Source organism: Aeromicrobium sp. SORGH_AS_0981, assembly GCF_031453195.1.
Lineage (GTDB): Bacteria > Actinomycetota > Actinomycetes > Propionibacteriales > Nocardioidaceae > Aeromicrobium.
In genome coordinates, this window is sequence record NZ_JAVIZD010000001.1 from 1,183,403 (window position 1) to 1,207,495 (window position 24,093).

Sequence of the window (24,093 nt, forward strand, 5' to 3'; positions counted from 1 at the left end):
TGCCAGGGTGAGGGGATGAGCACCCCCGACGTCGCCGTGATCGGCGGATCCGGCTTCTACACGTTCCTGGAGGACCCCGAGCAGGTCGACGTGGACACGCCCTACGGCCCGCCGTCGGCGCCCGTCTCGGTCGGCCAGGTCGGGGACCGCACGGTCGCGTTCCTGCCGCGGCACGGCGCCGACCACCGCTACCCCGCGCACCGGGTGCCGTACCGCGCCAACCTGTGGGCACTGCGCTCGCTCGGCGTCCGTCAGGTCCTCGCCCCGTGCGCCGTCGGCGGCCTGCGACCCGAGCTCGGTCCCGGCAGCTTCGTCGTCCCCGACCAGCTCGTCGACCGCACGAGCGGGCGCATGCAGACCTACTACGACACCGGCGCCGTGCACGTCTCGTTCGCCGACCCCTACTGCGAGCGTCTGCGCGGCCACCTCCTCGACGGCCTCGCCGACCAGCAGCCCACCGACGGCGGCGCCATGGTCGTCATCGAGGGTCCGCGCTTCTCCACGCGCGCCGAGTCGCGCTGGTACGCCGACCAGGGCTGGGCCGTCGTCAACATGACCGGCCACCCCGAGGCGGTCCTGGCCCGGGAGCTGGCGCTCTGCTACGCCACCGTCGCGCTCGTCACCGACCACGACGCCGGCGTCGACGACGGCGCTGGGGGTCACGGCGAGGCCGTCAGCATGGACGCGGTCTTCCAGGTGTTCCGCGAGCACACCGACACCCTCAAGTCGACCCTCGCGACGGTCGTCGGCACCCTCGGCGAGCGCGACTGCGCCTGCGGCTCGGCCGTCGACGGCATGACGCTGCCGTTCGAGCTGCCGTGAGGGTCCTGCTCACCGGCGCGGCCGGGTTCATCGGCTCGCGCATCGACCTGCGGCTCACCGAGCGGGGACACGACGTGGTCCGTCTCGACGCCTACCTGCCGATGGCGCACGGGCCGGGTGCCCGCGACACGGCACCGGACGACGTGCACCTGCTCGACCTGCGCGACGCCACCGAGGCGCAGCTCGACGCCGTGCTCGACGGGATCGACGTCGTGTGCCACCAGGCCGCGATGGTCGGCAACGGCGTCGACGCGCAGGACCTGCCCGACTACGCGGCGCACAACGACCTCGGCACCGCCCGCCTCCTCGCGGCGATGGCCCGCGTGGGGGTCGATCGGATGGTGCTCGCGTCGTCGATGGTCGTCTACGGCGACGGCCGCTACGACTGTCCCCAGCACGGTGACGTGCCGCCCGCGGTACGCCGTGAGGACGACCTGGCGGCCGGCCGCTTCGACCCGCGGTGCCCCGTCTGCGGTGGCGACGTCACCTGGCGCCGGGTCACCGAGGACGCGCCGATCCGTCCGCGCACGTCGTACGCCGCCTCGAAGATCGCGCAGGAGTACTTCGCCGACGCCTGGTGCACGCTGCAGTCGGGCCGGGCCGTCGCCTTGAGGTACCACAACGTGTACGGCCCGGGCATGCCCGCGGACACGCCCTACTCGGGCGTGGCGGCGATCTTCCGGTCCGCCCTGGAGCGCGGCGAGGCGCCACGCGTCTTCGAGGACGGGCAGCAGGTGCGCGACTTCGTGCACGTCGACGACGTGGCGCTCGCGAACGCGCTTGCCGTCGAGACGGTGGCCGAGCACCCCGTGGGCGTGACGCCCTACAACGTCGCGTCGGGACGACCGTTCACGATCGGCGACATGGCGCGGGTGCTGTCGCGTGCGGTCGACGGCCCGGAGCCCGTGGTCACCGGCGACGCGCGCGTGTTCGACGTGCGGCACGTCCTCGCCTCGCCCGACAGGGCGGCCGAGGGGCTCGGGTTCCGCGCCGAGATCGCGCCCGAGGACGGGATCGCCCGCCTGGCCACCGACCCGCTGCGCCGACGCTGACCCGTCGTCACCAGCGGGTGACGAGCAGCGTCTGGGCGAGGAGCGCGAGCACGACCTGCGACGCCAGCAGGGGACGCTGCCAGCGATCGGGCAGCAGCGCCGGCACCGCGACGACCCAGATCGTGAACGGCAGCCAGATCCGCTCGACCTCCGCCTTGCTCATGCCCGACAACGTCGCGAGCGCGATGGTGGTGAGGCCGCCGGCGGCGAGCACCGCGAGCGGCACGCGCCGTCGCGCGGCGTCGGCGGTGGCGGGGAACGCGGCCCACACGGCCACGCCCGCCGTGAACGTCCACGCCGCGAGGTTGGCCCACACCCAGTAGCCGTAGGAGCGCTCCGACGCGATGCCGTCGTAGTAGCGCTCGCGCAGCACCGGGTAGGCCTCCCACCAGTGGAAGCCGAAGGCCGAGAAGGCCGCCGTCACCACGAGCGCGCCGCCCAGTGCCCACGGCAGGGCCCGCCAGCCGAGCGCCCGAGGCGATGCGACCTGCCCGCCCGCGCGGGACGTCCTCGTGGCCAGCCACAGCACCGTGAGCGCGAGGACGCCGAGCAGCACGAGGCCGTAGGAGAGGTAGACGCACCAGCCCAGCAGCAGACCGGCCGCGACGCCCTGCGCCCAGGCCCGCGGACCACGCGACGTCGCCGCACGGGCCAGCAGGTACAGGCCCCAGGCGGCCACGGCGGCGAAGTACCAGTCGGCGCTGACCCCCGCCCACACCACGAGGGGCGCGAGGGCGAGCCACGGCGCCGCCCGTCGCGCGAGGTCGCGACTGCCGAGCAGGTCGAGCGTCAGCAGCACGGCGGCCACGGAGGTCGCGCCCACGGTCACCACGACCATCGCGATCCAGAACGGGTCCTGGACGCCCAGCCGGTCGAGCAGCACGAACGAGAGCAGCGCGCCCGGCGGGTGCCCGGCCACGTGCGTGTGCCAGTTGTCGGGCGCCGACGACGGGATCCGCTCGACGAACTCCCGCAGCATGGCGGGCACGTCGCGCACGGTCTGCGCGTCGTGCGGGTACTCGCTCGTGCGGCCGTACACGCGGGCGAACCCGTAGCGGCCGTCGCTCAGCCCGAGCGCGCAGGTCCAGAGCCATCCCGCGAAGGTCGTCAGCACGACTACCACCCGCCAGGGCAGCTCGAGGCACAGACGCGGCAGCGCCGACCACAGCAGCACCCCGGCCGCGACCGCCACGAGCACGAGCGGGTCGAGGCGCGGACCCCACCACGCGTGCAGCGGCGGGAAGTGCACGCGCACGTCCTCATCGAGCAGCAGCGGCACGACCATGGCCGCGACGACGAGCACGAGTCCGACGAGCGCCGACACGACGGCCGGGCGGGGGCGGGCCTGCATGCCGCCACGCTAGCCGGGACCGGTGCGTCCCGCACCGCCGTAAGTTGACGTGCGGGGAGGGGCCGGTACCCGTAGTTTCGGGGGATGGTCGATGCCGGTGTGACGTGCGACGTGGTGGTGCCGTGTCGCGACGAGGCGGCGGCCCTGCCGCTCGTCCTCGCCGACGTCCCCGCCGGCCTCCGCATCGTCGTGGTCGACAACGGCTCCACCGACGGCACCGCCGACGTCGCCCGCTCGCTCGGCGCGGTCGTCGTGCACGAGTCCCGTCCCGGGTACGGCGCAGCGGTCCACGCCGGCGTGGAGGCGGCCGAGGCCGAGTACGTGGCCGTGATCGACGGCGACGACTCGATGCGGCTCGCCGACCTCCTGCCGATGCTCGACGCCGTGCGCACCGAGGGCGTCACCATGGCCGTGGGTCGACGCCGGCCGGTCGCCCGCGGCGTCTGGCCCTGGCACGCCCGCGCCGGCACGCTCGCCCTCGCCACCTGGATCCGCCGTTCGAGCGGCTTCGGCATCCACGACCTCGCGCCCATGCGGGTCTGTCGTCGCCAGGACCTCCTCGACCTCGACGTGCGCGACCGTCGCTTCGGCTACCCGCTGGAGCTCATGGTCAAGGCGTCCCGCGCGGGCTGGACGGTCCGTGAGGTCGACGTCGACTACCGACCGCGCGCGGCCGGCACGCGGTCGAAGGTGTCGGGGTCGGTCAAGGGCACCGCCCGGGTCGTCCAGGACTTCGCGAAGGTGCTCCGATGACGCCCGCGCCGCTCGAGCCGCCGTCGACCGGCCCGGTGCTGCTCGTCGTCGCCAAGGCCCCCGTGCCCGGACTCGCCAAGACGCGCCTCGGCCGGGTCGTCGGGCCCGACGCCGCCGCCGACGTGGCCGCCGCCGCCCTGCTCGACACCCTCGACGCCGTGCAGGCCGCCCGCGCGGTCACGGGCTGGCCGGTGGTGGTCGCGATGACCGGCGAGGTCGCCAGCGCCGCCCGCGCGGACGACGTCCGGGCCGCCCTCGAGCGCACCATCGTCGTGCCCCAGCGCGGCGACGACTTCGGCGAGCGCCTCGCCCACGCGCACGCCGACGCCGGCGTGCACGGTCGCGGCACGGTGCAGATCGGCATGGACACCCCCCAGGTGGCCCCGGACGACCTCGTGACCGCGGGGAACGCCGTCGTCGAGGGACGGCAGGTGCTCGGACCGGCCGACGACGGAGGCTGGTGGCTGCTCGGTCTGCCCGACCCGCGCCGCGCCGACGCCCTGCGCGACGTGCCGATGTCGCGCGACGACACCGGCGAGCTGACCCGCGCCGCGCTCGGCGACGTCGAGCTGCTGCGCGCGCTGTGCGACGTCGACGAGTGGCCCGACGCGCAAACGGTCGCCAGCGGCCTCCCGGGGTCGCGGTTCGCCGGAGCGGTGGACCGGTCCACGACGGCAGGAGCAGGGGCATGAGCCTGGACGACGCCACGTTCGACGCGGTCTTCACCTCCGACGACTCGCGGTTCGTCGACGACGCCGGGGTGGAGGAGCACCTCGCGGTGCACCGCTGGGCGGCCGACGCGGACGACGCCGACCACGCCCTGTTCGTCGACCCCTGCTCGGGACCGACGCTCGACCTCGGCTGCGGACCCGGCCGTCTCGTGCACGCCCTCCTGCTGCGCGGGGTCGACGCGCTGGGCGTCGACACGTCTCGTGCGGCGCTCGGCCTGGCGAAGGCGCGTGGTTCCGTCGTGCTCCGGCGCGACGTGTTCGACCGGCTGCCCGGCGAGGGCCGCTGGCAGCACGCGCTGCTCGCCGACGGCAACATCGGCATCGGCGGACGGCCGGCGCGGCTGCTGCGCCGGGTCGGCGAGCTCGTCGCGCCCGGCGGCTCGGTGCTCGTCGAGGTGCGCGAGAACGGCGGCATCCTGCAGGAGAGCCGACGACTGCTGGTCGACGGTCGCCTCGGTGCGCCGTTCGAGTGGGCCGTCGTCGGCCTCGACGCCGTCAGCTACCTGGCCGACCGCGCCCATCTCGTCCACACCCGCACGCTGCAGGCCGACGGCCGCTGGGTGGCCGAGCTGCACCGACCGGTCCGGGGCTGAGGACCGTGCGGCTGCCCCGGGTCGAGGACTTCGAGGCCCGTGCGCGGGGACCACGGCTCACGGCCCGCGTCGGTACCTGGCTCGGCGTGGCGTTCGGCGTCTGCTTCCTCACCGGGATGTGGAGCCACCTGCAGTACGACCCGCCGTCCTGGGCCCCGATCGGACCCCGGCCCGCGTCGCTCTACCGGTGGACGCAGGGCCTGCACGTCGCCACGGGGATCGCCTGCGTGCCGCTGCTGCTGGTGAAGCTGTGGTCGGTGTTCCCGCGGCTGTTCGCTCGACCGCCGGCCGGCGTCCGCCGCCTCGCGCTGCACGCCCTCGAGCGCGGCTCGATCGCCGTCCTCGTGGCCTCGGCGCTGTTCCAGCTGGTCAGCGGGCTGCTCAACGTCGTGCAGTGGTACCCGTGGTCGTTCTCGTTCCGCCCGGCGCACGAGGCCGTGGCCTGGATCGCGATCGGCAGCATCCTCGTGCACGTGGCGGTCAAGCTGCCGGTCGTCCGCCAGGCGTTCGGGCCTGAGGAGGAGGACGACATCGAGCGCTCCGGTGCCCCCGGACGTCGCGCCGTGCTGGCGACCGCCCTCGGCGCGTCGGCGGTGGCGACCGTGCTCACCCTCGGGCAGAGCGTGCCGTGGCTGCGCCGCGTGTCGGTGCTCGCCGTGCGCGACGGGACCGGCCCGCAGGGGCTGCCGATCAACCGCACGGCCCGCGCAGCCGGCGCCGTCGAGGCCGCCACCGACGCCGACTTCCGGCTCGAGGTCGTGCACGGCGACCGCAGCGTCACGCTGACCCGGTCCGAGCTCGCCGCCCTGCCGCAGCGCACGCACCGCCTGCCCATCGCCTGCGTCGAGGGCTGGAGCCGCAGCGCCACCTGGACGGGCGTGGCCGTGCGTGACCTGCTCGAGCTGGTCGGGGCGCCGGCGGCGTCCACGGTCCTCGTCACCTCGATGCAGACCCGTGGCGCGTTCGCGCGCAGCGAGCTGCCCGCCGTGTTCGTCGAGGACCACCGCACGCTGCTCGCGCTCGAGCTCGAGGGCGAGCCGCTCGACCTCGACCACGGCTTCCCGTGCCGCATCATCGCGCCCAACCGGCCCGGCGTGCTGCAGACCAAGTGGGTACGGACGCTGGAGGTCCGCGCATGAGGGCCGCTCGTCTGCTCCTCGCGCTCCCCGGGGTCGCCGCGATCGTGTGGGGCGTCCTCCTGCTGCTCGACCGGCCCGACGGCCTGGTCTCGGTGCTCGTCTGGGCCGCGGGTGCCGTGCTCGTGCACGACCTCGTCGTGGCGCCGCTGACCGTCGTCGCGGGCCTGGTGCTCGGCCGCCTCCTTCCGCCGGCCACCCGCACCCCGGCCCTGCTGCTGCTCGCCGGCTGGGCCCTCGTGACCGTGGCGGTCGCCAACGTGCTGTCGGGGCGGGGCGGCAAGCCCGACAACCCCACCCTGCTGACCGGCGACTACGGGCTCGCGTGGGGCGTCGCGACCCTCGTCGTCGCGCTCGCCGTCGGCGCCCTCGTGGTCGTCGGCGTCCGGCGGGAGCGTCGCCGTACGTCCGCGCCCTCCTGATGGGTTAGGTTGCTGCCGTGCTGCTGAGCGACCGCGACATCCTGGCCGAGATCGACGCCGGACGGGTGAGCCTGGACCCGTTCGAGCGCACCATGATCCAGCCGTCGAGCATCGACGTGCGGCTCGACAAGTTCTTCCGCGTCTTCGACAACCACAAGTACCCGCACATCGACCCCGCGGCCGACCAGTCCGACCTGACGCGCCCGGTCGAGGTGGCCGGCGACGAGACCTTCGTGCTGCACCCCGGCGAGTTCGTCCTGGGGTCCACGTTCGAGCTCGTCACCCTGCCCGACGACGTCGCGGCGCGCCTGGAGGGCAAGTCGTCCCTCGGTCGCCTCGGACTCCTCACGCACTCGACGGCCGGCTTCATCGACCCCGGCTTCTCCGGGCACGTGACGCTGGAGCTGGCCAACGTCGCCACGCTGCCGATCAAGCTCTACCCGGGCATGAAGATCGGCCAGCTCTGCTTCTTCCGGCTGACGTCCGCCGCCGAGCACCCCTACGGGTCCGCCGCGTACGGCTCCCGGTACCAGGGCCAGCGCGGCCCGACGGCGTCGCGGTCGCACGCCAACTTCCACCAGACGAGCATCTAGACCCGAAGCACGAGCCAGCATGTCGCTACCCCTGTCCATCAGTCCCGAGGTCTCCGACGCCCTCGCCGCCGGCCGGCCGGTCGTGGCGCTGGAGTCGACGATCATCTCGCACGGCCTGCCCCGGCCGGACAACCTCGCCGCCGCGCGGCGCTTCGAGCAGCAGCTGCGCGACGCGGGCGTCGTGCCGGCGACGATCGCCGTGCTCGACGGTCAGCTCAAGGCCGGCCTCACCGACGCCGAGCTCGAGCGGATCGCCGCCGAGGACGTGCCGAAGCTGAGCATGCGCGACCTCCCGGTGGTGCTCGCGCGGGGCGGCAGCGGTGCGACGACGGTCGCGGCCACGTCGTTCATCGCCGACCACGCGGGGGTCCGCGTCTTCGCGACCGGCGGCCTCGGCGGGGTGCACCGCGGTGCAGACACCTCCTTCGACGAGTCCAACGACCTCAAGGCCCTGTCGGAGGTGCCGATCACGGTCGTGTCCGCGGGCGTCAAGTCGGTGCTCGACATCGGCGCCACGCTGGAGCGGCTCGAGACCCTCGGCGTCACGGTGCTCGGCTACGGCACCGACGAGTTCCCGAGCTTCTGGCTGCGCTCGTCGGGCGAGCCGCTCGACTGGACGGTGCCCGACGGTCAGGCCGTCGCCGGGGTCATGGAGGCACGCGAGCAGCTCGAGCTGTGCTCGGCGATCGTCGTGGCGAACCCGCTGCCGTTCGACCAGCAGCTCGACCCCGACCTGCACGACCGCGCCCTCGCCGAGGCCCTCCGCCGCTGCGAGGAGAAGGGCATCGAGGGCAAGGAGGTGACGCCGTTCCTGCTCTCGACGATCGTCGAGCTCACCGAGGGCGACAGCCTCGCCGTCAACCTGCGCATCGTCGAGAACAACATCCGCGTCGCGGCCGAGATCGCCACCGCCTGGGCGGAGCTCTAGCCCGTGACGGTCCTCGTCGTCGGCGACGTGGTCGACGACATCAGCGTGCGACCGCTGACGGAGGTCACCCCCGCGAGCGACACCCCCGCCACCATCCGCATGGCGCCCGGCGGCTCGGCGGCCAACGTCGCGGCCTGGCTGGGCGAGCTGGGCGTGCCCACCCGCTTCGTCGGCCGGGTGGGGGCCGACGCCGTCGATCGGCACACGGCGGCCCTCGCGGCGCACGGCGTCGACGCCCGCCTGGTGGGCGACCCGGACCTGCCGACGGCGACCATCCTGCTGCAGCTCGACGACGTCGGCGAGCGGACCATGTTCGTCGACCGTGGCGCGAACGGGCGGCTCTCGCCCGACGACGTCGGAGCCGACGTCTGGGACGGCGTCACCTGGCTGCACCTGACCGGCTACTCGTTCTTCGACGAGGGCACCCGGTCGACGGCGCTCGGGCTCGTCGCGCAGGCCCGGGCGCGCGGTGCCGGGGTCAGCGTCGACCCGAGCACCGTCTCCTTCCTGCGGGCGTGCGGCGGCCCGACCTTCCTCGACTGGGTCGACGGGGCCGACCTCGCGTTCCCGAACCTCGACGAGGCGCGGGTGCTCGTCGACGCGCGCGGGCCCCAGATCGACCTCGACCACCTCGCCACCCGCTTCGGCGGCGTCGTGGTGACGCTCGGGTCGATGGGCGCGGCCTTCCTCGGCGACGTCGACGGGGTGGAGCGTCGGGAGCAGGTGACGGCGCCGCGGACCTCCGTGGTCGACACGACCGGCGCGGGGGACGCCTTCGCGGCCGGCTTCCTCGCGTGCTGGCTGCGTCCTGGCCCCCGCGACGTGCGGGGTGCGCTCGAGTCGGGCCGCGCGGTGGCCGAGCGGTGCATCGCGGTGCGCGGCGCGCGTCCCCGCGTCTAGCACCTGGCGACTGATTCCGTAGCCCGATCGAGTCATTTCGGGACCTTCCGCGATGTTTTATCGGCGACCGGCTTCGGTTCCCGTGATTGGTGCGGTTGTATCGACGTGGGGCCGTCCAGGGGTGGGCCCCAGAGGGAGGACACCGTGTCGATCGTGCCGACGCCACGACGTGGCGACCGTGCCACCCGTCGTGAGCGCCACGCTCGCCCGGCCGGTGTCCTCGACGGCAGTGTCCACGTCGCCGCCGCGGAGCACCGGGTCTACGTCCTGGCCTACTACCGCTCGCCCGAGGCTGCGCGGGACGCCCGCGGCGGCGTCGTGACCACGTGGGCCGACCACGAGAGCGCACCCGACCGGGTCACGCTCACGGCGCCGGGTCCCGGCACCTGGTACGTCAGCGTCCTCGAGCGTCACGAGGGTCCCGACGGCTTCACCTTCTCGGCGGGGGCCGAGGCGCTCCCGCTGCTGCCCGCCTGAACGGCGGGCCCGCGGCTGCCATGCTGGGCCCGTGAGCGGATCGGTGGGGTGGCGGCACGACCCGCGTCGACGGGCCGTCCTCGCCGTCGGCGTGCTCGTCGCGCTCCTGGCTGGGCTGATGGGCTGGATCGTGGTGGCCCCGGAGAGCACCGGGGTGACGTTCCCGGACGGTCGGGTGGCGTCGGAGGGCGAGACCCGCACCGTGCCGGGCGGTGGGTCGTACGCCTTCCTGCAGACGCAGGCGGACGGCGAGACCCCGGTCGCCTACGACCCGTGCACGCCCGTGCGGCTGGTGGTCAACGAGCGGCTCGCGCCCGACGACGCCGACGCGGTGCTCGAGCGGGCCGTCGCCGAGGTGCGCGAGGCCTCGGGGCTCGACGTCAGGGTCGTGGGCCGGACCGACGACCCGCCGCAGTCGCACCTGGACGACCCCGAGGACGGCGACGGCTGGCGTCCGGTGCAGGTCAGCTGGACCGACGCCGACGAGGTCGAGGAGCTGGAGGGTCGGGTGGCCGGCCTCGGCGGCAGCACCTGGATCGAGCGCGACGGGGTGCGCCGGTACGTGACCGGCGAGGTCATGCTCGACGCGCCCGACCTCGTCGACGGCGGCAGCGGCGGCGAGGTCGCCACCGGGGTGCTGATGCACGAGCTCGCCCACGTGCTCGGGCTCGACCACGTCGACGACCTCGGGGAGCTCATGCACCCCAGCAGCCCCCGCTCCTCCTGGGGCCCGGGCGACCGCGCCGGCCTCGCCGCCCTCGGCGACGTCGCCTGCGCCACCTGACCCCGCCTCCTCGCGCCCCTTCCCCGCCCCCTTCCCCGCTGAGCGTGACGTTCGCGGGGGCGGACCGGCGTTTCTGGCCCGCGAACGTCACACTCAGCGGGAGCATCGATCCATGACGAGTCCGACCCAGATCGCCGACGGCGTGCACCTCGCCACCGGAACCGACGTGAACTGGCTGCTCCTGCAGGACGGCGACGCGCTGACGGTGATCGACACCGGCTACCCCGGCGACGCCGACCGGCTCGACGCGTCGGTGCGGGCGCTCGGCCGCGAGCCCGGCGACGTCGCCGCCGTGCTCGTGACCCACGCCCACGTCGACCACGTGGGCAGCATCGAGCGGTGGTGGCGGGACCACGGCGTGCCCGTGCTGGTCCACGAGGAGGAGCTGGCGAACGTGCGCGGGGAGCGGCACGAGTCGGCCACCCCGCTCGACGTCGCCCGCCGGGCGTGGCGACCCCGCACGGCGCTGTGGGCCGCGCGCATCACACGGGCCGGCGGCACGGCGCACGTGACTGCCCCGCACGCGCGGACGTGGACGGGCGACGGTCCGCTCGACCTGCCCGGCCGCCCCGTCCCCGTCCACACCCCGGGGCACACGAGCGGGCACACGGCGTTCCTGCTGGCCGACGCGGGCGTGCTCGTGACGGGCGACGCGATCGTGACCGCCCACGCCACCACGTCGCGTCGTGGTCCGCAGCAGCTGCCCGGCTTCTTCGCCGCCGACCCCACGCTCGCCGCCCGCTCCCTCGAGCGGTTCCGCGACCTCGACGCCGACACGATCGCCCCCGGTCACGGACCGGTCTGGCAGGGCTGCCCCACCGACGCCGTCGACCACGCCCTCGCCCCCCGGCGGTAGCCGAGACGACGAGAGGGCGCCCGCAGCGTGCGGGCGCCCTCTCGGCTCAGGTGGCTCCGGCCGTCAGGCCTTCGGCTCCTCGTCGTCCTTCGCCACCTCGGTCGCCGCCTCGGTGACGCCGGGGCCCGACGGGTTCGCGTCGCTCAGCGGCGCCACGTCGTCGGACTCCGGGTCGGGGTTCGGCGCATCCTCCACCGCCACGACCTCCGACGGAGCGGCCGACGGTGCCGTCTCCTCGGGCGTCGACGCCTGCGCGGTCGGCTCGGTGGCGTCGTCGACGCCGGCCGCCTCGGCCTCCTCCTCGCGGGCGTCGCCGTCGACGGGCTCGTCCTCGGCGGGCGCGGGGGTGTCGGCCTCGGCGGGCGACTCCTCGCCGCCCTCGGGCACCGACTCGACCTCGGGGTCGACCGCGTCGCCCGGCTCGGGCTCCGGGTCCGGCGCCGGGGCGCCGGCCTCGTCCGTCGCAGGCTTGGCGGGCTCGGGGCTCGCCTCGACGGCCGCCGGCTCGTCAGCGGGCTCCTCGGGCGCCGATGCCTGAGCCGTCGGCTCGGTGGCGGCGTCGACGGCACCGGCCGCCTCGGCCTCCTCCTCGCGGGCGTCGCCGTCGACGGGCTCGTCCTCGGCGGGCGCGGGGGTGTCGGCCTCGGCGGGCGACTCCTCGCCGCCCTCGGGCACCGACTCGACCTCCGGGTCGACCGCGTCGCCCGGCTCGGGCTCGGCGTCCGGGGTCGGCTCGTCGTCGGACGCGCTGGCGGTGGAGGCCTCGACCTCGCCCGCACTCTGTGCATCGACGTGCTCCGCACTCTGTGCATCGACGTGCTCCGCACTCTGTGCATCGACATGCTCCGCACTCTGCGCATCGACGTGCTCCGCACCGGGCGCCTCGCCGGCGTCGCCACCGGAGCCGGCGGCGTCGCCCTTCTCGTCGACCTCGATGTTGTGCTGCGCGGCCACCTCGACGTCCGCCTCGGCGGAGGCCGGGGCAGGGTCGTCCTTCGGCGCCTCGGCCGACTCGTCGGTGCCCTGCGGGTCCTCGTGGGCGTCGGCAGCGGGCGCGGCGTCCTCGGTCGCGCTGATCGACGCCGGGTCGGCCTCGTCCGTCGCGTCGGGCTCGGCCTCGGTGGCAGCGGCCGCAGCCGTCGCCTTCTCGGCCTCCTCGACCACCGCGGCGTCGTCCTCGGCCGTCGGCTCCTCCGGACGCTTGACGGCTGCGAGCAGCATCTGCGCCACGTCGAGGACCTCGACCTCCTCACGCGCCTCGCCGGCCGCCTGCTGGGCCGTCAGGCCGTCGGACAGCATGACCCGGCAGAACGGGCAGCCCACGGCGATCTGGTCGGCGCCGGTGGCCACGGCCTCCTGGGTGCGGTTCACGTTGATCCGCGAGCCGAGGTTCTCCTCCATCCACATGCGCGCGCCGCCGGCGCCGCAGCAGAAGGAGCGCTCGGAGTTGCGCGGCATCTCGGCGAACTTCGCACCGGGGATGACGCTCAGCAGCTCGCGCGGCGCCTCGTACACCTGGTTGTGGCGGCCGAGGAAGCACGGGTCGTGGTAGGTGATCGTCTTCTCCGGCTCGGCCGAGGCCGCAGCGCCCGCCTTCGGCGCGACCGGCTTCAGCCTGCCCTCGCGCACGAGACGGTTGAGCAGCTGCGTGTGGTGCACGACCTCCAGCTCGACGCCGAACTCGGCGTACTCGTTCTTGAGGGAGTTGAAGCAGTGCGCGCAGGTCGAGACGACCTTCTTGGCCTTCGTCTCCTTCAGCACCTCGGAGTTCTCCATGGCCAGCTGCATGAAGACGATCTCGTTGCCGGCGCGACGGGCCGGGTCGCCGGTGCAGGTCTCGCCGTCACCGAGGATCGCGAACTCGACGCCCGCGGTGTGCAGCAGCTCGGCCACGGCCTGCGTGGTCTTCTTCGCACGGTCCTCGAAGGCACCGGCACAGCCCACCCAGAACAGCCACTCGACCTCGTCGAGGCTCTCGACGTCGACGCCGACCTGCTTGACCTCGAAGTCGAGGCCCTTGGTCCAGTCGAGGCGGTTCTTGGGGTTCATGCCCCACGGGTTCCCCTTGCGCTCCAGGCCCTTGAAGATGTTGTTCAGCTCGGCCGGGAAGTTGCTCTCGACGAGCACCTGGAAGCGGCGCATGTCGTCGATGTGGTCGACGTGCTCGATGTCGACGGGGCACTGCTGGACGCAGGCGCCGCAGTTCGTGCACGACCACAGGACGTCGGGGTCGATGACGCCGTACATCTCCTCGTCGCCGATGAGCGGACGCTCGACCTCCTTCTGCTGCTCCTCGGTGCGCTCGTCCTCCGGCACCGACAGCGCGGGGATCTTCGCGTAGGCGTGCTCACGCAGGCCCATCATCAGCAGCTTGGGGCTGAGCGGCTTCTCGGTGTTCCAGGCGGGGCACTGGCTCTGGCAGCGGCCGCACTCGGTGCAGGTGGTGAAGTCGAGCAGACCCTTCCACGAGAAGTCCTCGACCTTGCCGACGCCGAGCTTCTCGAAGTCCTCCTCCTCGAGGTCCTCCATCTTCTCCAGGTCGAGCGGCTGACCGTTGACGAGGATCGGCTTGAGGCCACCGAGGGCCGTGCCGCCGTCGGACTCGCGCTTGAACCAGATGTTCGGCCACGCGAGGAAGCGGTGCCAGGCGACGCCCATCGTCAGGTTGGTGGAGATGACGAGCAGCCAGATCATGGCCGAGACGACCTTGATCATCGCGATGGTGACGATGATCGTCTCCAGCGTCTCGATGTTCTCCTCGCCCGTCGGGTAGAGGTTGCCGAAGAACTGGGCGATCGGGAAGTGGAACCCGCTCGCGTACTTGCTGCCCTGGGCCTCGAGCAGGTTGTACTCGGCGCCGCGGATGAACAGGATCGCGATGCTCTCCAGGAACACCATGAACTCGACGAAGTAGGCCTGGCCCTGACGGGAGCCGAAGAAGCGGCTCTGCCGGCCGAGCTTGCGCGGGTGCTTGACCTGGCGGTAGATCGCGAGCGGGATGATCGCCAGCGCGCCGAGCAGGCCGATGAACTCGCTGATCCACTCGTAGAGGAAGAAGTGGCCGATGAGCGGCCACACGAACTCGGGGTCGAACAGCTGGACGAAGCCCTGGGCGACGGCCGAGCTGAGCACCAGGAAGGCCGCGTAGGCGAACCAGTGGAGGATGCCGACCCAGGTCCACTGGAGCATCCGGGTGTGGACGAACGTCTCCTTCAGCATGTTCACCGTGCGCGCCGCCGGGTCGTTGGTGCGACCGGGCGCGGGTCCACCGGCGCGCACGACCGCGGTCATGCGGCGCACGGCGATGACCGTGACGGGGATCGTGATGGCCGTGACGGCCAGCGAGACGATGATCGCGACGAGCTGCATGGAGCCTCAATCCTTGGTGCGACGACCGTGACAGTGGGGGTGACACTAGCCCCTCGCGTTCTCGTCCGCGGGGTAAGGCCACCCTGATCCTGCAGGTCAGCGGTCGGTTACCGGTGGGTAGGTACAGCCTAACCCCCGAGGCGGACCTCTGTCCGCCGGTGTGAGCCGTTCGAGTAGCGCTGGCGGTGAGGGACAAGCGTGCTCCGGGCGTATCGAGACCCCACCTCGGGCGTCCGCTGGGGCTCGGCCCGCGCTGGGCCGTTGCCGGATGGTCTCGATACGCACCGACGAGCTCGCTGGCGCTCGCCGTCGCCGCTACTCGACCGGCGGAACGTCTCGCTGGTCGAGTAGGCCGAGCGGCGACGAAGGAGCCCGGTCGGACGTATCGAGACCACTCCACGCTCACGCTGAGGGCTGGCTCGCGCTGAGCCGTGCCGGGTGGTCTCGATACGCAGGGACCTCGCAAGCTCGTCCCTGCTACTCGACCAGCGGAACGTTCCACTGGTCGAGTAGTCGACGTCGCGACGAAGGAGCAGACGGAGACGTATCGAGACCATTCCAAGCGGTCGCTGGGGGCTGGCCCGCGCTGGGCCGTTGCCGGGTGGTCTCGATACGTCGCGGCTACGCCCCTCGTGCGACGGCTCCATCGCATCCACGGCGCTCGTTCCGCCCCCGCAAGCGGGAGGTGCCCCCAGCGCGTGGCCGCTACTCGACCAACGGAGGGGGGCGGACCTCGGACGCCCGGTCCGGCTGGCGGCGCTCGGTGGGGACGAGGGGGAGGGCCAGCAGGGGGAGGACGGCGACGAGTCCGAACGCCCACCCGTAGCCGGCACCGGCGATGAGCACGCCGACCACCGGCGGCACCGCGGCGCTGACGAGGTACTGGCCGGTGTTCTGCACGCCCAGCGCCTTGCCCGACCACCACGGACCGGCTCGTTCCGCGACGGCCGTGAACGCGAGCCCGTTGTCGGCGACGGTGACGACGCTGGCGACGACGACGAGCACCACGGCGAGCGGTGTCGGCTCCAGCAGGCCGAGCGCCAGCATCGCCAGGGCGGCGCCGAGCGCGACGACGCGCATCGGGCCCATGCGGCTGCCGACCCGGTCGGACCACCACCCCACGCCGACGCGTCCCGCCGACCCGAGCAGCTGCGTGACGGCCACGAGCGCGCCCGCGGCCGGCGCGGACCAGCCGCGTTCGGCGATCAGCCAGGTCAGCATGAACGTCCACACGGTGAACTGGGGCACGACGAGCAGGGCTGACGCTGCGTGGATGCGCAGGAGCGACGCGTCGCCGGCGTACGGGCTGGCGGTCTCGCCGTCGCGCAGGGCCTCGGCGCGGGCCCGGCGGGGCGGGTCGACGACCAGCACCGCGCAGGCCACGAGGGTGGCGGCGTTGATCGCGGCGATGGTGAGCAGCGTGATGCGCAGGTCGGTGGCCTCGACGAGGGTCGGCACGAGGACGGCGGCGAGCCCGACCCCGAGGGGCAGCGCGGCCTGCCGGATGCCCATGGCCGTCCCGCGACGTTCCGGCGGGAACCAACCCACGACGAGCCGACCACTGGCGGCGTTGGAGCTGGCGACGCCCACGCCCGCGACGAACCAGCACGCGGCGAGCGGGAGGTAGCCGTCCGCGAACGCCGCCGCGGCGCTGCCCACGGTGGTGACGACGAGACCGAGGGTGAGGGTGAGCCGTTCACCCCACCGGTCGACGACGACGCCCCACCCGACGAGCGAGACGGTGGTGCCGAGCAGCGACGCCGACGCGAGCGCGCCGGCGTGCCCGAGGGTCAGGCCGCGGTCGCGGGTGAGGAACGGGATGAGGGCGACGGCCGCGTTGGCGGCGACCGTGCCGGAGACCTGCGCCAGCATGCCGATCGCGAGCATCAGCCATCGGTTCGGGGACGCCACCGCTCCATGGTGGGCCCCGACCGACGAGGCCGCGCGACCGGGTCGGGTGTCAGTCGAGCGCGCCGAGGTACGCCAGCGCCTGGCGCACGAGGGTGCCGCGGCCGCCCTCCATCTCGTCGAGCACGAGGGGGCTGAGCACCTCCTGCGGCGTCATCCAGGTGAGCTCGAGGGCGTCCTGGCGCGGGTTGCACTCGCCGGTGACGGGCACGACGTAGACCAGCGCGACGGCGTGCTGACGCGCGTCGTGCAAGGGGGCGACGCCCGGCAGCGGGAAGTACTCGGCGACCGTGAAGGGGACGATGGAGGCCGGCAGCTGCGGGAAGGCGGTGGGTCCGAGGTCCTTCTCGAGGTTGCGCAGCAGCGCGTCACGCACGGACTCGCCGTGCGTCACGCGGCCCGAGACGAACGTGCGGCTCATCGCGCCCGTGGTGGCGGAGCCGCGGAGCAGCAGCCCGACGTGCTCGACGCGACCGTGGGAGTCGACCCGGACGGGGATGCCCTCCACGTAGAGGATCGGCACCCGGGAGCGGGTCTCCTCGAGGGCGATCTCGGAGAGCCAGCCGGGGTTCGGGTCGGGGGTGCGGACGGACGCCATGGCCACATCCTCCCTCATGGACCCGACCGCCCTGGCGGGTGCGGGCCGACGACGGGTCGCGCGGTCGCGGTCAGGGGTTGATCGCGCTGAGCACGGCCCCGGTCGTCAGCACGGCGGTCATCGCGTTCTGCGCGTCCTGGAGGACCCCGCGGACGCCCTCGCTCGCCCAGTCGCCCTCGGCGACGACCTTGGCCCGCTCCTTCGCGACCTTCAGCTCGCGCCGGTCGGTCACGGCGATGCCGAGGTGGCCGGTGGCCAGGAGCAGTCCCACCAGCGGTCCGGTGGTCTCGTCGGCCGGCTGCTCCTGCAGCAGCACGGCGCGCAACCGGCCCACGAGGTCGTCGCGCTGCACCACGTCGGCGACGTCGTACCGCTCGAGGACCAGGCGTCGCTGCCGCCGGACCGTCCCCGCGGCCTCCATGTCGCGCAGCACGACGGCGCGCTGGCGTCGCCCCAGGCGGGCGATCGTCGACTTCGGCGTCTGGCGTCCCTGCTCGCGCACCCGCTCGAAGGCCGTCTGCAGGGCCGGGTCGGAGACGGGGGTGCGGTCGACGACCTCGACGCGAGCCTTGCGCCCGCTGCCCTCCAGCCGGAGCCGGCCGAGGAGGACGAGGTCGATGAGGGCCGCGCCCCCGAGCGCCGCCTCGACCGTCCGCGTCACGACGCGGACCCGGCCGGTGCGGGGATCGATCGCCACCAGGAACAGGTTCTTCGCGACGGTCATGCCGCCAGCCTAGGCGCGTTCGTCCCCCGCGGGGAGCGGCGCTTGTCAGACCGTGTCCTGGCTGGAAGAGTCCCCAGGATGGCCGTCGAGGACTGGGAACAATTCGCTGACCTCGCTCGCTCGATGAGCGCGAAGTCAGGGTTCAGGGACACCGTCCTCACCGCGGTCCGGTCAGCACCGCGGCTCGTGGGCGGGTGCGACGAGGCCGGAATCTCGGTCGTCCACGCGGGGGGTCGGGTGACGACGGAGGCGTCCACGGGGGAGCGGGTCGAGCAGGCCGACGCGCTGCAGGTCGAGCTGCAGGACGGTCCGTGCGTGCAGTCCATCCAGGAGTCCGAGACGGTCCGCAGCGCCGACCTGCGCGACGAGCCCCGTTGGCCGCGGTGGTCGCCCAGCGCGGCCGAGCGGCTGGGCTTCCGCTCGATGCTGTGCGTCCAGCTGTTCACCTCGGGGCGCACGTTCGGGTGCCTCAACATGTACTCCGACACCGTCGACGGGTTCGACCACGACGACGTCCAGGCAGGTCTCGCCCTGGCGGCGCACGTCGCGGTCGCGCTACGGGGTGCCGACCTGGTCGACAACCTCGAGTCCGCCCTCGCGAGCCGCGACGTCATCGGCCAGGCCAAGGGGCGGCTGGTCGAGCGGTTCGGGCTGAGCTCCGAGCAGGCCTTCGACGTGCTCGTCCGCTACTCCCAGGACCGCAACGTCAAGCTGCGCGAGGTGGCCGAGCAGGTCGCGCGGGAGGGGTTCGGGGCGCTCGACGACGGCCGGTCATGAACCTGCGGCAGACGGGTATCCCCTGGACGGACGACCCCGGCGGTTTGGCCAGAAGCCGCCGGGGCCGTCCCCGAGACGACGCGAGCGGGATGCGCGGACGTCGCGTCCGTCCTACGGTCGCGCCATGAGCGCCACCTCCGACGAGTCCCCCCTCGACCCTCGTGCGGTCGAGCTCGCGCAGTCCCTGCTCGACGACGCACGGGAGGGCCGCACGGAGCGGCTCGCGGCGCACGTGGACGCCGGCGTCCCCGTCGACCTGACCGACGCGTCGGGCAACACCGCGCTCATGCTCGCCGCCTACCACGGCCACGCCGGCACCGTCGCCGCGCTGGTGGAGCGCGGCGCGAGCGTCGACGCCCTGAACGACCGGGGGCAGAGCCCGCTGGCCGGTGCCGTGTTCAAGGGCGAGGACGACGTCGTGCGGACGCTCCTCGACGCGGGCGCCGACCCCGACGCTGGGCACCCCACGGCTCGCCAGACCGCCGAGATGTTCGGCCGCACCGACCTGGTCGGGCCCGCCTGAGGCCACCGACCCGGCCACGCCCGCTCCTCACGGGTAGCAGCCGATCGGCGGGTCCGGGGCGTTTTCCTCACATCGTCACGAAATTGTTCGCTCCGGCAACAAACGTAACGTCGAGGGGTCGCCGGACGCTTCGTGCGCGAAACGCGACCCCCGGAGGCTGGGCGCGCGAGCCGTGCCACCCCCCTGCGCACGGTCGCCGACCACGAGGGAGACACCACCTGTGCACGCATCCATGCGACGGGTCGCCGGCGGTCTGCTGACCGCCACCTTGACCGCGACCTTCCTGGGAGCCCTGGGCACCACGAGCGCCATCGGCGCCACCGTGGCGTCGGGCTCCGACTTCAGCGTCGAACGCGCTCCGGGCGGCTACGCCGTCACGCTCGAGCTCGACAGCCCCCTGCCCGTCAAGGACGACGCCCCGACGCTCGTCGTCGACGGCAAGGACATCGGCATCGCCACCGAGTCGCCGAAGGGCGACACGCTCACGGTGCTGACCAGCGACCCCGCCGTCGCCGACGCGTCCAGCGTCGAGGCCGGCTGGGCGAGCCGCGGCGCCTCCGCGAAGTCCGAGCGCACCGGCGAGGTGGCGCAGCCCGAGGACCTCGCCGACCCGGCGACCCTGGAGACGCTCGACGCGAACCCCGCGTCGACGGGCACCTACGAGTACACGCAGGCCGACTACGACTTCGGCACCCAGTCGGTCGCGCTCGCCAACATCGGCGGCGTGCGCGGTGAGATGCAGGGGCGTCTCTACCTGCCCAAGACGGGCGGGAAGCGTCCGGTCGTCCTGCTGCTGCACGGGCGCCACGTCACCTGCTACGCCGAGGGCAGCTCCGGCGCGTCGCTCGCGTGGCCGTGCTCCGGCACGCGTCCGCTGTCGATCCCGAGCTACGCCGGGTACGACGGCACGGGCCAGGCGCTCGCGAGCCACGGCTACGCCGTCATCTCGATCTCGGCGAACGCCGTGAACGCCAACGACAACCCGCGCTCGCCCGACCAGGGTGCACAGGCGCGCGGCCAGCTCGTCCTCGACACGCTGTCGATGCTGCGCAAGGCCGACGCCGGCCAGCCGGTCACGCTGCACGACGACGCCCGCGACCTCGACGTCACCCTCGACGACGCGCTGCAGGACCCGCTCACCGCGGCCGACCTGCAGGGCCGGTTCGACCTGTCCGACGTGGGTCTCATGGGTCACTCGCGCGGTGGTGAGGGCATCACCTCGGCGGCCACGCTGAACGCGGCGCTCGACGAGCCGTTCGGCATCAAGAGCCTCCTGCCGCTCGCACCTGTCGACTTCGGCCGCATGACGGTGCCGAACGTGCCGCTCAACGTCGTCCTGCCGTACTGCGACGGCGACGTGTCGAACCAGCAGGGTCAGCACATGCTCGACGACTCGCGCTACGCGTTCGACGACGACGCGTTGCGGGCCGCCACGTGGGTCATGGGAGCGAACCACAACTTCTTCAACACCGTCTGGACGCCCGGGAAGTTCCCGGCCGGCGTCAGCGACGACTGGGGCGCCACGTCGACCAACCAGACCTGTGGTCCGGTCCCGGCCGTCGCCGCCACGTCGATCCGCCTGTCGGCCGACGCCCAGTACGACCTGGGCACGGCGTACATGGCCGGCTGGTTCCGGCTGACGCTCGGTGGCGAGAAGCAGTTCCTGCCGATGTTCGACGGCTCGGGCACGCGCCCGGAGGTCGTCGGCAACGCCGACGTCCGCACCGTCACGACCGCGCCCTCGTCGGCGCGCTCGACGCTGACGTCGTTCGAGTCGACCAGCTCCCTCGTGCGCACGTCGGGCCTGGCCACGGCGCAGCCGTGCGCGAGCCTGACCGGTCGCACGATCCCGGCCGCGGCCCCCGCCTGCTCGACGCTCGCGTCGTCGCAGGTGCCGCACTGGACGCCCGCCAGCAACGGCGGCAACGTGCCCGCGACGCCCGTCACCCGGTTCACCTGGACCGGTGACACGGGAGCCGTGCTGGTGACGGTGCCGAAGGCCAAGCGCGACGCGTCGGGCTTCGACCGGCTGTCGCTCAAGGTGGCCGCCGACGAGACCGTCGTGACCGGCACCGACCTGACCCTCGCGGTCAAGGACGGCTCGGGTGCCACGTGGTCGTCGAAGGTCTCGGCGCTCAACCCGTACGCGCTCGTGCGCCTGCCGGCGCCGTCGGACTCGACGACGACGGTGCTCAAGAAGATCGTGCTGCAGCAGGTGAACGTGCCGACCTCGACGCTGAAGGACGCCGGGCTCGACGTGTCCGACGTGCGCGAGGTGCGGCTGACCGCGGCCACGGGCGCCGATGCGACGACCACGGGGGCGGCGTACCTGTCCGACCTCGCGTGGGAGTCGTCCTCGCTCGGGACGCCGACGGTGAAGAAGGAGAACACCGTCAACGTGTTCGCGACCGCGGTCGAGGAGGGCGCCTCGGCCGGTACCGCCGACGTCGGCGTCTACCTCGCCCAGCCGGCGACCAAGCCGGTCGTCGCGTACGTCAGCGTCCTGGGCTCCGCCTCGGGCCGTGCCGGCATCGCGATGGAGAAGGTCACCTTCGCGCCCGGCGAGACGTGCAAGGTCGTCACCGGGTCGATCCTCGGCGACAGCCTGGCGTCGACGTCGGCGAGCACCGCGGTGAAGGTCTCGGCGATCAACACCTCCGGTGCGGTCATGGGCGCCAAGGCGTTCGGCTACCTCACGGTCCGTGAGGACGACGGCGTCACGGGCTCGGCCACGGCGCTGCCGCCGGTCGGCGCGCAGGGCGACCCGTGCGAGGAGCTGGCTCGCTCGACCGAGGTCGGCGCCGTCACGGTCGACGACCCCACGCCCGCCCCGGGTGGTGCGGTCACGCTGACCGCGTCGGGCTACCGGTCCGGCGAGGGCGTCACGTTCTCGCTCGGCTCGAGCACGCTCGGCACCGCGATCGCCGACCCCTCCGGCACGGCCGTGCTCAGCGCGACCGTCCCGGCCGACGCCGCCATCGGCGAGGCGACCGTCAAGGCGGTCGGCGCGGGCTACGCCCTCACGTCGACCGGCTCGCTCGAGGTGCTGACCGAGACGTCCACGGAGCTGTCGATCGACCCGGAGCTCCCGGCGATCAACCAGCCCGTGACGCTCACGGCCACGGTCACGGGCGGCGACGGCGGCACCGTCACCTTCGCCGACGGCGACACGGTGCTCGGCACGTCGGTGGTCGAGGCCGGTACGGCCAGCCTCGCGGTGCCCGGCTTCAAGGCCGGCTCGCACGAGCTGGTCGCGTCGCTCGCGAAGACGGCGACCGCGCAGGCGTCGCAGTCGGGTGCGGTGTCGTTCACCCTCACCAAGGGTGCCTCGACGATCGCGCTGGTCATGGCGTCGGCCGAGAGCACCTTCGGTGATCCGCTGAAGGGTGCCGTGGCGGTCGCCGGGGCCGACGAGGGCACGGTGACGGTCACCGTCGCCGGGACGCCCGTGACGGTCGCGCTCGACGCCCAGGGCACGGGACGCTTCGAGCTCCCGGCCACCCTGAAGGTCGGCTCGCACACGGTGAGCGCGGTCTTCGACGGCACCGACGAGGTCGAGGCGAGCGGCACGGCCACGGCCGACGTCACCGTCGTGAAGCGCGCGACGACGACGGCCACGAATGCGACGTCGTCGGTCAGGCGGAGCGCGACGTACCGGGTGCGCGCGACGGTCTCGCCGACCGTGGCGGGCGTCGCCCCGTCGGGCTCGGTGCGGGTGTACGTCAAGGCGCCCGGCGCCAAGTCGTTCACCTGGGCCAAGACGGTGCGGCTGTCCGGCGGCACGGTCGTGACCACGCTCAAGGCGCCGAGGACGAAGGGCACGCTGTCGGTCCGCACGGTCTACGTGGGCGACGGCTCCTTCACCGGAAGCACCAGCGCGACCAAGGGGGTGCGCATCCGCTGACGCGCTGAGCACGCCGACGGGCGTCCGGTCCACCACGGACCGGGCGCCCGTCGTCCGTCCGGCGGCTCCGCCGGACGGGACCGTCCACCCCCTGGCGCGGCGCGCCGCCCGAGACGCGAGGACGCTAGGGTGGACCTCACCAACGACAGGGGAGCGCCACCCGCAGAGGGCGCTGAGAGTGCGGAACAGCCGCAGACCCTTGAACCTGCTCCGGTTAGCACCGGCGAAGGGAGTCACGATGAGTAGTTCTGCATCCACGCGTCCGTCCACCGACCTGGGGTCGTCGTTCCGGTACCGCACCGTCGACCTCGTCACGATCGCGACGCTCGCCGTCGCCCTCGGCGTCACCTTCTGGATCTGGGGGAAGGCCTACGGCGGCATCAGTGCCCTGGCGGTCTTCTCCTTCCCGCCGTCCGTCGGCGCGCTGGCCGGGCCCTGGCTCCTCGCCGGCGTCGTCGGGGGCCTGATCGTCCGCCGCCCGGGTGCGGCGCTCGTGACCGAGCTCGCCGCCGCCGCGGTGTCGGCGCTCGTCCCCGGCGGCACCGAGTGGGGTCTGGGCGTCCTCGCCTCGGGCCTGGTGCAGGGCCTGGGCGCCGAGCTCGTGCTCGCGCTGTTCCTGTACCGACGGTTCTCCCTCGGCGTCGCCGTCCTGGCCGGGGCTGGAGCCGGTGCCTTCGGCTCGGTCTACGAGTGGTTCGCCTACTGGGAGGGCGTGTTCTCCGGGACGGACCGCCTGATCCACCTCGGCCTCTTCGCCCTCTCCGGCGCGGTCGTCGCCGGTGCCGGAGGGTGGCTGCTGGTGCGCGCGCTGGCCCGCGCCGGGGTGCTCGACGCCTTCGGACCCGGTCGCGAGCTGCACGAGCGGACCGCGGTCTGAGCGACCTCCAGCCAG

Annotated in this window: 22 protein-coding genes and 1 riboswitch; of the genes, 17 read left to right on the plus strand and 5 right to left on the minus strand. The window is 73.6% G+C overall.

The genetic code is table 11. The annotated features are described in order from the left end of the window. Positions 1-15 precede the first annotated feature (15 nt). The gene (locus QE370_RS06065; RefSeq protein ID WP_309633793.1) at positions 16-822 is read left to right on the plus strand and encodes an S-methyl-5'-thioadenosine phosphorylase; all 807 of its coding nucleotides are present in this window, start codon (positions 16-18) and stop codon (positions 820-822) included. After that, positions 819-1,874, plus strand: coding sequence for an NAD-dependent epimerase/dehydratase family protein (locus QE370_RS06070; protein ID WP_309633794.1), 1,056 nt, complete (start codon positions 819-821; stop codon positions 1,872-1,874). Before QE370_RS06065 ends, QE370_RS06070 begins: the two co-directional genes overlap by 4 nt. A gap of 7 nt (positions 1,875-1,881) precedes the next feature. On the opposite strand, the gene QE370_RS06075 is transcribed toward QE370_RS06070, so the two are convergent. Continuing rightward, on the minus strand, positions 1,882-3,225 hold the full coding sequence (locus tag QE370_RS06075) for a hypothetical protein (protein WP_309633795.1): 1,344 nt from the start codon (positions 3,223-3,225) through the stop codon (positions 1,882-1,884). A gap of 84 nt (positions 3,226-3,309) precedes the next feature. Between QE370_RS06075 and QE370_RS06080 the strand changes: the two genes are divergently transcribed. From QE370_RS06080 to QE370_RS06130, 11 genes are all read left to right on the plus strand, one after another. Continuing rightward, a complete protein-coding gene (locus QE370_RS06080) occupies positions 3,310-3,978 on the plus strand; it encodes a glycosyltransferase family 2 protein (RefSeq protein WP_253027038.1) in 669 nt (222 codons plus the stop codon). Continuing rightward, positions 3,975-4,670 (plus strand): DUF2064 domain-containing protein, encoded by a 696-nt coding sequence (locus tag QE370_RS06085; RefSeq protein ID WP_309633796.1) that lies wholly within the window; start codon positions 3,975-3,977, stop codon positions 4,668-4,670. Before QE370_RS06080 ends, QE370_RS06085 begins: the two co-directional genes overlap by 4 nt. Continuing rightward, a complete protein-coding gene (locus tag QE370_RS06090) occupies positions 4,667-5,302 on the plus strand; it encodes a class I SAM-dependent methyltransferase (protein WP_286691153.1) in 636 nt (211 codons plus the stop codon). Before QE370_RS06085 ends, QE370_RS06090 begins: the two co-directional genes overlap by 4 nt. Before the next feature lie 5 nt (positions 5,303-5,307). Further along, positions 5,308-6,441, plus strand: a complete 1,134-nt coding sequence (locus QE370_RS06095; RefSeq protein WP_309633797.1) for a molybdopterin-dependent oxidoreductase — start codon at positions 5,308-5,310, stop codon at positions 6,439-6,441. Beyond that, the gene (locus tag QE370_RS06100) at positions 6,438-6,860 is read left to right on the plus strand and encodes a hypothetical protein (RefSeq protein ID WP_309633798.1); all 423 of its coding nucleotides are present in this window, start codon (positions 6,438-6,440) and stop codon (positions 6,858-6,860) included. The genes QE370_RS06095 and QE370_RS06100 overlap by 4 nt, the downstream gene beginning before the upstream one ends. Positions 6,861-6,877: 17 nt before the next feature. Further along, the gene (gene dcd, locus QE370_RS06105; RefSeq protein ID WP_253025638.1) at positions 6,878-7,453 is read left to right on the plus strand and encodes a dCTP deaminase; all 576 of its coding nucleotides are present in this window, start codon (positions 6,878-6,880) and stop codon (positions 7,451-7,453) included. Between the two features lie 19 nt (positions 7,454-7,472). Next, positions 7,473-8,381: a pseudouridine-5'-phosphate glycosidase gene (locus tag QE370_RS06110; RefSeq protein WP_309633799.1), complete on the plus strand. Its 909-nt coding sequence runs from the start codon at positions 7,473-7,475 to the stop codon at positions 8,379-8,381. A gap of 3 nt (positions 8,382-8,384) precedes the next feature. Beyond that, positions 8,385-9,281 carry a sugar kinase gene (locus QE370_RS06115; RefSeq protein WP_309633800.1) on the plus strand — a complete coding sequence of 299 codons (897 nt, stop codon included), beginning with the start codon at positions 8,385-8,387 and terminating at the stop codon, positions 9,279-9,281. Between the two features lie 144 nt (positions 9,282-9,425). Beyond that, a complete protein-coding gene (locus tag QE370_RS06120) occupies positions 9,426-9,758 on the plus strand; it encodes a hypothetical protein (RefSeq protein ID WP_253025632.1) in 333 nt (110 codons plus the stop codon). A gap of 31 nt (positions 9,759-9,789) precedes the next feature. Further along, positions 9,790-10,542: a hypothetical protein gene (locus QE370_RS06125; RefSeq protein WP_309633801.1), complete on the plus strand. Its 753-nt coding sequence runs from the start codon at positions 9,790-9,792 to the stop codon at positions 10,540-10,542. A gap of 112 nt (positions 10,543-10,654) precedes the next feature. Beyond that, positions 10,655-11,398 (plus strand): MBL fold metallo-hydrolase, encoded by a 744-nt coding sequence (locus QE370_RS06130; protein WP_309633802.1) that lies wholly within the window; start codon positions 10,655-10,657, stop codon positions 11,396-11,398. A gap of 63 nt (positions 11,399-11,461) precedes the next feature. Here the strand turns inward: QE370_RS06130 and QE370_RS06135 are convergent, their stop codons facing one another. From QE370_RS06135 to QE370_RS06150, 4 genes are all read right to left on the minus strand, one after another. After that, on the minus strand, positions 11,462-14,767 hold the full coding sequence (locus QE370_RS06135; protein WP_309633803.1) for a heterodisulfide reductase-related iron-sulfur binding cluster: 3,306 nt from the start codon (positions 14,765-14,767) through the stop codon (positions 11,462-11,464). Between the two features lie 705 nt (positions 14,768-15,472). Continuing rightward, a complete protein-coding gene (locus QE370_RS06140) occupies positions 15,473-16,678 on the minus strand; it encodes an MFS transporter (protein WP_309633804.1) in 1,206 nt (401 codons plus the stop codon). 49 nt (positions 16,679-16,727) lie between these two features. Next, positions 16,728-17,273 (minus strand): NUDIX hydrolase family protein, encoded by a 546-nt coding sequence (locus tag QE370_RS06145; protein WP_253025624.1) that lies wholly within the window; start codon positions 17,271-17,273, stop codon positions 16,728-16,730. Positions 17,274-17,343: 70 nt separating this feature from the next. After that, positions 17,344-17,997 carry a GPP34 family phosphoprotein gene (locus tag QE370_RS06150; protein WP_309633805.1) on the minus strand — a complete coding sequence of 218 codons (654 nt, stop codon included), beginning with the start codon at positions 17,995-17,997 and terminating at the stop codon, positions 17,344-17,346. Between the two features lie 123 nt (positions 17,998-18,120). Between QE370_RS06150 and QE370_RS06155 the strand changes: the two genes are divergently transcribed. The 4 genes from QE370_RS06155 (at position 18,121) to QE370_RS06170 (ending at position 24,078) form a co-directional block, all read left to right on the plus strand. Continuing rightward, a complete protein-coding gene (locus QE370_RS06155) occupies positions 18,121-18,774 on the plus strand; it encodes a GAF and ANTAR domain-containing protein (RefSeq protein ID WP_309633806.1) in 654 nt (217 codons plus the stop codon). A 124-nt stretch (positions 18,775-18,898) separates the two neighbouring features. Beyond that, complete coding sequence (locus QE370_RS06160; protein WP_309633807.1) at positions 18,899-19,297, plus strand: ankyrin repeat domain-containing protein; 399 nt, start codon at positions 18,899-18,901, stop codon at positions 19,295-19,297. Positions 19,298-19,529: 232 nt separating this feature from the next. Then, entirely contained in the window at positions 19,530-23,201 is a 3,672-nt protein-coding gene (locus tag QE370_RS06165; RefSeq protein WP_309633808.1) for an Ig-like domain repeat protein, read from the plus strand. A 137-nt stretch (positions 23,202-23,338) separates the two neighbouring features. Beyond that, a riboswitch (TPP riboswitch) is annotated at positions 23,339-23,450 on the plus strand. Further along, positions 23,440-24,078, plus strand: a complete 639-nt coding sequence (locus QE370_RS06170; protein WP_253025617.1) for an ECF transporter S component — start codon at positions 23,440-23,442, stop codon at positions 24,076-24,078. (Overlaps the previous riboswitch by 11 nt.) Positions 24,079-24,093: the final 15 nt, after the last annotated feature.